Here is a 12,863-nt window from a genome sequence, read left to right as displayed (position 1 = left end):
CAATTTAAAAGTTACTGTTCATTAATCCAGAAGTCTTATCCTTCGTATCGGCCACATCCCACCACAACCTAATATCCATTCTATCTGATTCAATCGTATTTTTGGAGCTGGGCATAAGTTCCGAATCAAATTCATGAGCATTGTCGGGATAACGAATACGTTTTACCCATGTTCCTGAAGCTACACTCGCGCTTCCGCTTACACCATCAATTGGCAAAGTAATATCGGGATAATCCGTTCTTCGGAAATCAGCCCAGGCTTCTATTCCATTCGGAAAATTAGATATCCATTTATGCGTAATTATTTTCTTCAACTTCTCTTCATTAGACCCATCAAGTGCAGATACACCATCAATATACGCCTGTGCATCCGCAGCATCAACTCCCACATAATCCATTGAAGCCTGAATACCTTGACGCATTAAATCATCAGGGTCACCACTTCCCCATCCTCTCAATGCAGCTTCAGCTTGTAAAAACAACACTTCGGTATAGTACATAATTGGCATATACACAATGGGATCGTTACCTAAGTCCTTTGCAAAATCAATAAAAGTTCCCGTCATATTTATGGTAGCAAAATCAGAAGCATCATCAGGAAGCACATCATAACCGTTTTCAACACCCACAATTTTTGAACTACCAAATAAAGGCGAACTTTCCTTATAAGTAAACCATCTCCACGCTCTAGGGTCTTCATTTACTGTGGACTGATTATATAAATAGTTGGTAAAAGTTTTAGAAGCTCTGATATTGTTCCAGTCCCAAGCCATTTTGTCAAGGTAATCGAACCATGTGTCTTTCTGAAAAGGTATTCTGGCTACATCATCATTACTTTGCATTACCCCTCCGGCTATTCCTTTCTTAACTTCTTCCTCTGCCTTGGCAGGCGCTACATTTGCCAAACGCATTCCTAATCTTAAACGAAGAGAATTACCAAACCTTTTCCACTTTTCTACATCACCATTAAAAAACAGATCTGAACTTCCGTAACTATATTGAGAAGCATCACCGGCGTCTAATGCAGCAATAGCTACATCTAGTCGGTCAAATAGATCATCATAGATTTCCTCCTCCGTATTATAAGGGACCTGAACTCCATTTCCTGCGTCGAAATAAGGAATATCACCATATGTGGCGGCCATCCTGGCCCATTCATGCACCATCCATATCTCACTAATATTCACAGCATTCGCAAATGCCGGATCGTCTCCGAAGTTACTTTTGATAAAATTCGCATCTACCAATTCCTGTGTATAAAACTCAATCCACTGGTTACCTATCCAACCATTCACATATTCATATCTGGGCGATTCAAAACCGCTTACTATATTTGACCAATACTGGGCATAAAAGTCATCATACAAGTTCGTATTTCTTTGATAATTTTGTCTCGGTGTTTGTAACATCTGCACAAACAACCAGGCAGGCTCACCTGAATTAACCACACCATCTTTTGTATCTATTGCCTCAAAGTCATCAGTACAACCCACAAAGCATGCAGATAATAATAAGACCGATAAACCAATAATTATATTTTTCATATTCGTTGTATTAGAAATTAATGTTTAATGAACATCCTATTGAACGGGTTACCGGTACCGGAGAAAAGTCAAAAGCTTGCGCTCCATAACCATTGTTACCTGTTGAGCTAAATGCACTAGCGTCAGGCACTGTTCCAGGAGTATCCTTATACAAATAAAATAAGTCTCTACCTACAATTGCAAATCTCGCACTGGAAATAAAAGTTCCAGGTATTTTATCTAACATATATTTGGGGATATTATACCCGACAGAAATTTCTCTTAGTTTCACATAAGAAGCATCATACATAAACTCTTCATCAACACCCGCAACTTTTCCAAAATATGCCTGAGCAGAAGTAAGCGTTGTGTTAGAAGCTCCCGTTTCCGTTACTCCGTCCACATAAAAATCTTCCCTTTCATTTCCATTTCCGGTATCAAGTGTTCGCATTGAGTTACCTGAACCTGTGACAGAAGCCTCTGTCATGGAGAAAATATCACCGCCAAATTGCATCCCGAACAAAGCGTTTACAAACAATCCTTTATAGGAAGCATTTAGGCCTAACGAACCCGTAAAGTCGGCTTGGATATTCCCAAGCTTTTCTTTTTCCTGTGCGATGACCGGCAATCCTTGAGAATCCACAATAATATCACCATTTTCATTTCTTTCGTAAACAGTTCCATAGATATCGCCTAGCCTTTTTCCTTCATAACCTCTCACCTCAACAGACTGTGTATTATCAGAATAGAATTTAAAAGGTGCATTTTCTTCATCGCCTTGTTCTTTTGTTAAAAGCCAATCAATTTCACCTATGTTTTTAGAAAAATTAAGCGTTATGCCTAAATTAAAATCGTTGGTTCTAATTGGTGTGATAGTCGCTAAAGCTTCAATACCTTTGTTTAAGATTAATCCGGTATTTGTTTTATAATATCTATAACCCGCAGATTGAGGGTTTTCAACAGTTACGATCTGGTTTTCCGTTTGCTCATTGTAGTAGTTGGCTTCAACTTTTAATCTGTTGTTAAATGAACTAAACTCTACACCGAACTCAATTACCGTTGATAATTCAGCTTTAATATTAGGATCTACAATATTGTTAGGAATATTTAATGTGGTTAAACCATTGATACCGGTTCCTAAACTCAAATCAACATCTGTAAAATATGCATCAGGATCTTTACCTACCTGTGCCCAGGAAGCTCTTGCTTTTAAATAATTGATCCAACCAGGCAACTCTACCATTTCTGAAATAATACCACTTAAACTTACCGAAGGATACGAAAAATAGTAGTTACCTAAAGGTAAACTCGAACTCCAATCATGACGCGAAGTTAAAGTTAAATAAGCCATATCTTTATACCCAAGATCCAATGAGCCATATAACGATTGAATCTCTTTTTCCTCAAACGATTCGGTAACATTCATATTATTACTGTTTTCTGCTCCGGCTAAGAAGAAATAGTCTTCTCCAATCAATTTACCAGAATTAGCCGTCATCGTCTCTGTATATCTATGTAACTTATTGCCACCAAATGTAACTCCCAGGTTTAAGTCTTCATTAAAATCTTTATTATAGCTGAACAAAAACTCATAATTTTCCTCTTCAAAGAATTTTTCTCTTGAATTATAGGTAGGTGTGACCGATATCTGATCTTCATATTTTGTTCCCCAAACACTTCCATATCTGTAAGAATCCAAACCATATTTCAGTCTTAATGACAAATCCTTCATTAAATTAACATGGGCTGCAAAATAACCAAAGTAACGGTTACGCTCGTCATTGTTCACTCTTTGCTCCTGCAGGAAATATGGGTTTCTTGAATTCGCACTTGGGTTTTCGGTAATCACACTACTTGAGCCATACAGATATTCAACATGTTTGTTATCCTGAATAACATAACCTGGAGCCAAATCATTCAACCTTATATTGGTTGGCATGGCGTTTAAATATGAGGTGTAACTATAAAAACCAATTTCCGGTCGGTTAGCACCCTCGTTTTTAATGTACGATAACTTTGTATCTATCTTTAACCATGGATTAATTTGGTAAGCAGCCTTTAAATCGAAGTTGAGCTTATCTACTTCGTGACCTTTAAATATCCCCTCTGATTTATTTTTTCCAATAGAAACCCTATAGTTTCCTTCTTCATTGCTGTTAGCAAACGCAATCGAATTATTATAACTCAATCCGGTTTGAGCAAACTTTTTTACCTTATCACCTTCTCCAACATATGGTAACATTTCCCCATTCCATGCTTCCCGCAATTCACCATCGTATTTTGGTCCCCAGGCTGAAGAGGCAGTGGAAGAATATACTCCTTCTGTTCCCTGACCATATTGATTTTGCGTTTCCAACACATATGCTACATCTGAAACTGTTACATTGCCTGAATAACTAATATTAAGACCTTTAGAATCACTACCATCCTTTGTAGTAATCATTATTACACCGTTTGCACCTCTGGATCCATATAAAGCAGCAGCCGGACCTCCTTTTAACACAGATATATTTTCTATATTCTCGGGGTTGATATCGAGCAAACCACCTCCATTAGAAGTACCACCCCAGATACCACCATTACTTCTCTCTTCTCCTGAGAACGGTACTCCGTCAATAACCCAAAGTACGTTATCATCTCCAAGCAAAGAACTTGTACCCCTAATATCTAATCGTGAGTTACCTCCTACACCGCCGCTTGTTGTGATATTAACACCTGCAACTTTACCTTGTAAAGCACTTGTAACATCCGGGTTCGCTGATACGTTCAAATCTTCCGAATTAACATCCTGGACAGCATAACCTAGTGCTTTCTTTTCCCTTTTTATACCAAGGGCAGTTACCACTACCTCATCTAAACCTGTTACATCTGCCATCAATGTAACATTTATAGTGTTCTGACCAGCGATGGCCACTTCCTGAGGTCTAAATCCGATAAAAGAAAAAGTTAAGGTTGACTGATTACTTCCAACCTCAAACGTATACACCCCATCAAAGTTGGTAATTGTACCGTTCATATTATTTTCTTTTTCAATTACGTTAACTCCAGGTATGGGCTCCCCGGTTTCATCTATAACTTTACCTGTAATTTGATGCTGCGCAATAAGTGTTGCGGAAGCAAAAAACACAAGTACAAATAGACTTAAAAAACTTTTCGTCATGGTTCTCATTTTTATTAGTTTTTCTTCAATTTAGAGACACTTTTTCTTGTTTAATCATTCCTACTACATACCGATTTAATTGACAGTTTACTTGATATCAAGCTAGAAGAGCTGTCATAACGTATCATTTTGTCTTCTCCATGGAATTTGATTTAAATTTAATATATACTGTTAATTTTTGTATGTTTTCATTAATTTTTGTCAACACCAAAAGTAAGCCTATACCAAACCATAATCAAATTTATTGATTACTCTAAAACGGTTTTTTATTACCTTTCAACGTTAAACCCGCAATATGCATTAGAAAATCTATTACACATTGAAATTGTTTCAAAACAAGACACTCTGCTGCTTCACTTCAACTCACCATAACGATGCTATGCCTCGTTTCAGTAAAGCCTGGTTTTATTGCACTTTCAATGTTCACGACGAAGTTCTAATGCGTAATCCGGGTTAAAACTTAAAAAACAAGTGAACAGGAATTATTCATTATAAAAACCAGCTATAGGAAAAAAGCTATTGCTGTAAATATTATTTAGTGCCGGCAAGAAAAGTCGCTTTTTTTACAAAGTGGACAAATCCAAGCTGATTTATTTCAATATTAAAAGAGTTGAGCAAGGCTGTTCAAATACTTTTTGTTGACCAAGCGGTTTGTTCCTTTGGTTTTTCCCCATTTTGTAAATAAAAGAGCATAAGCCTCCCTGTCAAAACACTTAATATATTATTATTTAGGATGTATTATGCGGCCAGTCCCCTGTGACTGTTGTTTTTTTCGGAGGCACGCATTTCCGCAATAAATTGCTCTCCTATTTTCCGGAGGTTGTATGCGCTAACCGATAGGCTTACGTGCCCTCATTTTGTTTTTCAGGTCACCGCGCCAGTTTTTTATCTTTCTCCAACCCGGAAGGTTGTTCCTTTCCTGAAGTCTGGTGACCATGTCGATGCATTTGCGGGCGCTGTCCCACAGCAAGTTGTAATCTGTCGGGAAATGCACGTTGCTTTCCACCACAAAGCTATCGGTTTTTAAGCACAATGCTTCCTCCTCTTTTTTTTTAAACACCTCGTGCCCGAACTTAACAATAATCCCGTTAAGTTCTTTTACGGTTTCGTCGGACAAAAGCCCAACATTATCGATAATGCTCTGGTAACCTATTTCTATGCGCCCATGGCCGAAACCGTTCTCGATACCCATCAGTTGCCTGATCAGCGAGTCGTAATTGGCGATGTGATGGAGGTCGTCATAACTAATGTTCTGGCACAGCCTAACCTGCGAAAGTACTTTAGAAACTCATTTCGTACAGTTAGACGGTTGTTTTTTATTCTTAGAATATTATTTCTGCCACTTAGTTAATTATTTCGAATAAATAGAATGTCATTTCGAACACTTCGAAAGTCATTTCGGGCACTTAGCCGGATGTTTTGAGCACTTAGAAGGTGGTTTCAACAACTTAGACAAACATTTTGTCCACTTAGCTACTAATTTCCAACACTTAGCTAAAGGTTTCGGGGACTTAGCTGGAAGTTACTGAAGTTCTATTTTATATTTTGTTGATTTATTTTTACTGTACAAATCTGAAAACGGTATTGTTGAAAATAAACCAGTGCTAATAACGCTTTAATATGATTTTTAAGAAATAAGCCGCAAAGTTTGCCGTATTCATGGGCTACCTGAACTAATTTAGTTAGATTCATTACAAAAATGATGGCATTTACCCATGATTCAGAAGTATCTTGAAGTTTTGCCTTTATATTATTGAGTCCATATCCTCTTTTTCCTTGACCAAACTTACCTTTAACGTGATTCCTTTCTGCTGCTTTCTTCTTCCTATAATGTTTTTGAGCTGATGACACTTTGATTTTGGGAGGCCTACCTAATGGTTTGCCGACAATCTGGATATTATTCAGCTTTAAAAAACCTCTGTTTTCACGTGTTAAATAGATGCCATCGCCAAGAAAGTACTTTGGATATCGGCCATACAGACCTTTAAAATTTTCTGCCTGAAGTTTAAGATCCGTGGGACAGGTTATCTCTTGATCTGCAACAGTAGCGTCTACCTTCAGTGTGCCTTTGTTTCCATCACTGTGGCTATCATCTTTTCTTTTTAACCTGGACTGGTGGCTTTATTCTTTCTGACTTCTCTATTACAATCTTGTTAAAGGCATCAAATTCCTTGCCTCCCATTCTTTTCCTGATTTCGACAAACAAACTTGGATCAAAAGCCGAATCTACCGTAAATTCCTTTAGCCCGCAAAAGTACTGTATATAGAGATTTTCAGATATCATATCAAAAGCACCCCCTGTCATCCAGGTTAAGTTTGTGCTTTACAACTAATGCACCAATGACAGTTCTTACATCTACACTTTCAGTTAGCGTTACCACAAATTATAAAACTGCTTTATTAAATATCGGGTCATGGGTACTAGCATACCCTAAAACCTTTTTCAAGTATTTTACTTTTCGATATTAAATATGGTTACTGGAGAAACCGAAAAGCATCGCCCTACTGCTTCAACTCCTATCGTTATTTTTTCGTTTTTTGTTTTGGAAACCGATGGCAGAAAGCAGGCATTAGATGTTGTTGCTCCCAAAAAATATTTTGAGCCATCACTGTTGATTTTGTATAGCCTATAATAATAGATCCCTTTGTGGTGAGCATCCCATTTTACTCTTAAGTTAATGGTCTCCTCTATTCCAGGGGCTTTTTTAAGCAACTGAATATTGGTGGGTGCCTCTATTCTATCACTTTGCATATCCACGATACCAATACTTCCGATTTTTACGTTTTGTATTTTAGCGTTCTTGGCCGCTACTTTTAAAGCTATTTTTTGTAGCTCCCATCCAATATATTTTTTTAGACTTAAAGTATCCACATACCATTCCCCAGCATTTTTACGATCCCTAATCGACAACTCCTTTTCTTTTCCGTTTGCAAAAGTCAACAATAAAAAAACATCGGATTCTTTGTTTTTCTTTACTGCCACAGTAGCCACCGAATTTTTATTTAATTTTAAACGGGTACTATACAGAGGTATAATATTATCTTCTTCTGATTTCCCGCTTATGCTTAAACAATTTCCGCCATTGTATGCATCCGTAAAATCGTAATCCACCTTTAGTTTTGTACCTTTACTTTTTACAATCCAGCGCCATGTTGGCTGAATATCTTGCAGGGTTAAATTGTTCCAACCGTTTTTCCATGTAGGAGAAGTGATGTCTTTTCCTTTTAAAAAGAATTTTCCACCTTGTCCGGTACAAAAATTCGTTACAAAAGGTATTTGGTTAATTGGAGACTTTGCCGGAACGTAATGGGCTACCCCTTTCCAATTATGATCGGTTTGCGTATCTCTTGGATCTCCTTTCTCCCCAACCCAAAAACGAGCTTCTTTTTTATAAAACTCATCCATGTTGTTAGAACTCGAGTAAGTCCAGGATGGAACGTAAAAAGCCAATGAAGCGGCATGAGGTTTTCCTTCGGGGAACAATACGTCAAAATTGGCTCCTTGCGGATATCGGTAACCGGTCTCCGCCTCATAACCGTTATTTTGGACATCAACTCCACCGTAAACATCATAAATATTTCGGCCAAGCTCTTCAACCGCTTTTTTTGTTGTTTGTAAATTTTTCGACGTATATCTAAAGTCAAGAAACATTTGATCAGACACAAGAGTGTCACCTTTTTGAAAGAACATCTTGTTTTTGTCGTTAATCTCATGCTGCCATTTTACCGTACCATCTTTTAACATGGCATCGTACCATTGAATAGATAAATCAGAATTATTTTTAAAGTACAACATAAATTCCTGCATGGCATTAGCCAAGGATTTATCTTCTTGCACCTTTCCTTTATCTCCGGTTTCCTGGTTAATAAACCAGCCATCAAAACCATAATAATTGGCTACTTCAATTAACTTGTCGGCAACCGGGAAAATACCATCTTGATTCTGTACAAACTGATAAACCCAATCTCTTTTACCTCCATAAACAGATGGCGGAAAGAATACGGTACCATAAACCGGAACACCATGGCGGTGAGCGGCATCAACAACCGGAGCCGTTGGTGTGAGAATAATTCCCTCAAAAGACGAACCTCCCCAGTACACCATTAAATCGCAATATTGCCAGTAGGTGAATGCGTAATAACTTAAACTTAACGAACCTTGCGAAGGATTACCAGATGTGGTAGCAAAAATAGGTAACACCTCCACATTTGCTTCGTTGGCACGAGCATGAGCGTTTGATTTAAAACCTGCATTAAAATGTTTTGTTTCTAAAGGCGTAAAACTCCTGTTGAATATAGCATCAACATCGTTGCCGGGTGTCCATTCCAGGAGTTCATCAACAAACCAGAATGGAGCATAGGGTTGTAAAGTGTCAGTCACCTGAGCATTTCCAAAACGAAAAGTATTTAGCAACACTACTAAAAGCAGCGCATATTTCGCTGTACCATTATTCTGATTCACCATTTTTTTGATGTACTTAAGTTTTTGATTTCAAAAATACAACCCGATGTTATTATAGTCAAACATATCTTTTATTTGAAAACATTGTTTTAGTGCGCTATTCCGTTATTTGAAAAATAACGTTACCTTTAATAAGAATTTACAAACGACCCATAATACCTACACTAACAATCCCTACACCCCCAACGCTTTGCAAAAATCATATTCCAGAACATCAATTTATTACGGTATAGCGACATTCTGAATGACCTGATTTTTATATTAGTATAGGTTTTCCAAACTTTGTGCAAAACCAACATAAATACACTTTAAATACAAAAAATGAAAGCAATTGGATATTCACTAGTTTTTATCGCCCTATTTCTTCACACTTCATGTGCTGTAGAAAGTGAAACCGGTAAAAAATTAAGTATAGATGTAACCGCCTACGTAAACCCGTTCATAGGAACCGACTTCCATGGGCATACATACCCCGGCGCTACCGTTCCGTTTGGCATGGTGCAATTGAGCCCGGATAGCAGAACCAAGGGGTGGGACGCCTGCTCCGGATATCACTATTCCGATTCGGTTATTCTTGGTTTTAGCCATACACACCTGAGCGGAACGGGAATTGGCGATATGGGAGATGTTTTGATGATGCCATTTAACGGACAAGCTGCATTGAACTCAGGTGAAGCTCAACCAAGAGGCATAGGCTACAAATCATATTTCAGAAAAGAAAATGAACAGGCCCGCCCCGGATACTACAGTGTATTCCTGGACGACCCTAAAGTAAAAGCGGAGTTATCAGCAACCACACGTGCAGGTATTCATAAATACACCTTCCCTAAGTCGGAGAATGCAGGAATAATTATCGATCTGGCACATAGCATCCATCAACATAAAGTTACTGAAGCCGACATACATATCATAAGCGATACAGAATTATCCGGATATAGAAAAACAAAGGGGTGGGCAATTCATCAATATGTATATTTCAGAGCCAAATTCTCGAAACCATTTAAAGTTGAATTATACAAAGATGATAAGTTGGTTGAGAAAACTGCAAATGTTGACGGCACCAACTTAAAAGCCATTCTTACATTTGACACTTCCGAAAACGAGGAAGTATTTGTGAAAGTTGGTATTAGCCCGGTAGATAAGGAAGGAGCTGAAAAAAACCTGAATGCTGAAATTCCAGATTTTAATTTCGATAAGATTGTAGACGACGCCAGCCAGGCATGGGAAAAAGAACTAGGTAAGATAAAAGTAAAGGGCGGCACGGAGGATGAGAAAACAGTTTTTTACACTTCTCTGTATCATTCTAATCTTTCCCCAATTATTTATAGCGATGTGGATGGACGTTACAGGGGAATGGATCAGAAAATTCACACTACCAAACATAAAAACTATACAATTTTTTCTTTGTGGGACACCTACCGCGCCCAGCATCCATTGTTTACGATTATTAAACCCGAGTATAATCAGGATTTAATCAGGGATCTTTTACGTAAAAGTCAGGAAGGCGGTATTTTACCGAAATGGGAACTTGCGGCGAACTACACAGGTACCATGATTGGTTCCCATGCAGTATCTGTTATTACGGATGCCTATATGAAGGGGTACAGGGACTTTGATGTTGAGTTGGCACTTACAGCGATGATAGAAGCCGTGGAATATGATTCTGTTAGACATATCGAATATCCAACACCTGCGTTTATCCCTGCACTAATGCCTAAAGCAAAATTGTATGACAAAAAATATGGCTATATCCCTAACGATTTAGAAGGCTCTTCAACATCTAAAGGATTGGAATTTGCTTACAACTACTGGTGCATAGCTGTAGTCGCAAAAGATATGGGTAAGGAAAGCATAGCACAGCATTATTTCGAAAGGTCGCAACATTATAAGGAATACTTCGATAAGGAAACTGGATTTATGAGAGGCAAGAACCTGGATGGCAGCTGGAAAGAGCCCTTTAACCCACGTTTTTCGGCCCACTGGAAAACCCCCTATGTAGAAGGTAATGCCTGGCAATGGACTTGGTATGTTCCTCATGATGTAGAAGGATTGATGAATTTATTTGGAAGCAAAGAAGATTTCGCCGTAAAGCTGGATTCTTTATTTACTATTACTTCCGAGGTATTGGGCGAAGAAAAATCGGCCGATATTACCGGACTGATCGGTCAATATGCACATGGGAATGAACCCAGTCATCATATTGCTTATTTATATAATTATGCAGATCAACCGTGGAGAACCCAGGAAGTGGTTAACCAAATACGTTCCGAGTTTTATACCAACACGCCTGACGGTTTATGCGGCAATGAAGATTGCGGTCAGATGTCGGCCTGGTATTTGCTAAATGCAATGGGCTTTTATCCGGTTTGTCCTGGTAGTAATCAATATTCGATAGGATCCCCGGTATTCGATAGAATAGAGATTGAAGTTGAAGGAGGCAAAACTTTTAAAGTATCAGCGAAAAACAAAACTGCAGAGAACAAATACGTTCAAAAGGTATATCTAAACGGCAAGCCATTGACAAACCATTATATTCTTCATTCGGATATTGTAAATGGAGGAGAGATGATTTTTGAGATGGGTAAGGAAAAACGTGTTTTCTGGAACTAACTTTATTATATCCTCTCTATCTAAAACATATAGAGGGGATACAATCTCCCACATAAACCATTACCGGATTAAACCCGCCATATGCATTAGAAATTCTATTACACATTGAAATTACTTTAAAACAAGGCACTTCGTTGCATCACTTTCAACTCACCAGAACGATGCTCCTGAAAGTAATCGGGACAAGTTATGCCTCGTTTTATTGTACTTGCAATGCTCATGACGAACCTCCAATACATAATCCGGATTAAACTGCTGTATACAGGAGAAAATCTTTTATCATAGTAGATAATTTCTGTAGAGGTATATAAAATGCAGCATTTTCTAATTACTATGGGCCTCCTCCTAAATTTTATGCCTATATAAAAGTTTTATGGAACCCAAATAAAAGGGATTGATTTCACACACCAATACTATGTGATTACAGCAGCGGAAGAACTAGTCGAAATTTATTTTAATCCCTTTTTACCCTTTATAAAAAACAAAACCTCTTGATTATTAACTAATCAAGAGGTTTATCTGTACCCAGAGCCGGACTCCTCCAAACCCATGTGATGCGCTTATATTCTATTAATTACAAATTGTCCAAATCCTTGTTCCCGTTTTTGGCACCAGGCAAAACACCTCCTTTGAAGCTGGTAATCAGATAAATATAATGTTTTTAACTTTTATTTCCAAAAATCCCGAATTGGAATCGAACTATAATCACATACACTCCTGATATAGTGATCTATAGCTATTACGAAACGACCGATTAGGAGAACAACCAAAACCTCAATAAATCTTCCTATTCTTGAAACAACCTCAAGTATTCTGAAAAAACATATTTCTTTTTTCTTTTTCCTCCGGTGATTTCTTTTAAAATTTCAAGATCTTCTAATTCCGAAAGCAATTTATATGCTGTTGGGGCAGATAAACCAGTGATTTCTATCGCAGTTCGCGGATTTATTAACGGTTTCTGATATAAAAGCTCCATAACTTTTAAAGCATGATTTAATCTTACTCCTAGAGTAGATATCAAGAGCTGGTTAGAGTGTAATTTTACATCTAAAAAAGAAACAAATTTGAATATTTAAATTACTAAAGATGTTACATTTAAGCAGGTAATT

General features: G+C 37.7%; 8 protein-coding genes. 1 reads left to right on the top strand and 7 read right to left on the bottom strand.

The features are described from left to right. Positions 1-4: 4 nt before the first annotated feature. From ACRD64_RS04775 to ACRD64_RS04750, 6 genes are all read right to left on the bottom strand, one after another. Positions 5-1,543, bottom strand: a complete 1,539-nt coding sequence (locus ACRD64_RS04775; RefSeq protein WP_430932079.1) for a SusD/RagB family nutrient-binding outer membrane lipoprotein — start codon at positions 1,541-1,543, stop codon at positions 5-7. A 10-nt stretch (positions 1,544-1,553) separates the two neighbouring features. Beyond that, positions 1,554-4,682: a SusC/RagA family TonB-linked outer membrane protein gene (locus tag ACRD64_RS04770; RefSeq protein ID WP_430932078.1), complete on the bottom strand. Its 3,129-nt coding sequence runs from the start codon at positions 4,680-4,682 to the stop codon at positions 1,554-1,556. A gap of 829 nt (positions 4,683-5,511) precedes the next feature. Next, complete coding sequence (locus ACRD64_RS04765) at positions 5,512-5,874, bottom strand: hypothetical protein (protein ID WP_430932077.1); 363 nt, start codon at positions 5,872-5,874, stop codon at positions 5,512-5,514. 341 nt (positions 5,875-6,215) lie between these two features. After that, positions 6,216-6,623, bottom strand: a complete 408-nt coding sequence (locus tag ACRD64_RS04760) for a transposase (RefSeq protein WP_430932189.1) — start codon at positions 6,621-6,623, stop codon at positions 6,216-6,218. A gap of 148 nt (positions 6,624-6,771) precedes the next feature. After that, on the bottom strand, positions 6,772-6,987 hold the full coding sequence (locus ACRD64_RS04755; protein ID WP_430932076.1) for a transposase: 216 nt from the start codon (positions 6,985-6,987) through the stop codon (positions 6,772-6,774). A gap of 147 nt (positions 6,988-7,134) precedes the next feature. Continuing rightward, positions 7,135-9,147 carry an endo-beta-N-acetylglucosaminidase gene (locus ACRD64_RS04750; protein WP_430932075.1) on the bottom strand — a complete coding sequence of 671 codons (2,013 nt, stop codon included), beginning with the start codon at positions 9,145-9,147 and terminating at the stop codon, positions 7,135-7,137. A gap of 318 nt (positions 9,148-9,465) precedes the next feature. Between ACRD64_RS04750 and ACRD64_RS04745 the strand changes: the two genes are divergently transcribed. Next, a complete protein-coding gene (locus tag ACRD64_RS04745) occupies positions 9,466-11,754 on the top strand; it encodes a GH92 family glycosyl hydrolase (RefSeq protein WP_430932074.1) in 2,289 nt (762 codons plus the stop codon). A 787-nt stretch (positions 11,755-12,541) separates the two neighbouring features. Here the strand turns inward: ACRD64_RS04745 and ACRD64_RS04740 are convergent. After that, the gene (locus tag ACRD64_RS04740; protein ID WP_430932073.1) at positions 12,542-12,730 is read right to left on the bottom strand and encodes a hypothetical protein; all 189 of its coding nucleotides are present in this window, start codon (positions 12,728-12,730) and stop codon (positions 12,542-12,544) included. Positions 12,731-12,863 lie beyond the last annotated feature (133 nt).

Source organism: Saccharicrinis sp. 156 (assembly GCF_050589685.1).
Classification (GTDB): Bacteria; Bacteroidota; Bacteroidia; order Bacteroidales; family Marinilabiliaceae; genus Saccharicrinis.
This window is presented reverse-complemented; position numbering and strand designations above follow the sequence as displayed.

What these genes read in the sequence shown, in the direction of transcription:
- ACRD64_RS04750 (WP_430932075.1), bottom strand. Translation starts at nt 9,147, where the DNA reads ATGGTGAATCAGAATAATGGTACAGCGAAATATGCGCTGCTTTTAGTA.
- ACRD64_RS04770 (WP_430932078.1), bottom strand. Translation starts at nt 4,682, where the DNA reads ATGACGAAAAGTTTTTTAAGTCTATTTGTACTTGTGTTTTTTGCTTCC.
- ACRD64_RS04765 (WP_430932077.1), bottom strand. Translation starts at nt 5,874, where the DNA reads ATGGGTATCGAGAACGGTTTCGGCCATGGGCGCATAGAAATAGGTTAC.
- ACRD64_RS04775 (WP_430932079.1), bottom strand. Translation starts at nt 1,543, where the DNA reads ATGAAAAATATAATTATTGGTTTATCGGTCTTATTATTATCTGCATGC.
- ACRD64_RS04755 (WP_430932076.1), bottom strand. Translation starts at nt 6,987, where the DNA reads ATGACAGGGGGTGCTTTTGATATGATATCTGAAAATCTCTATATACAG.
- ACRD64_RS04740 (WP_430932073.1), bottom strand. Translation starts at nt 12,730, where the DNA reads ATGGAGCTTTTATATCAGAAACCGTTAATAAATCCGCGAACTGCGATA.
- ACRD64_RS04745 (WP_430932074.1), top strand. Translation starts at nt 9,466, where the DNA reads ATGAAAGCAATTGGATATTCACTAGTTTTTATCGCCCTATTTCTTCAC.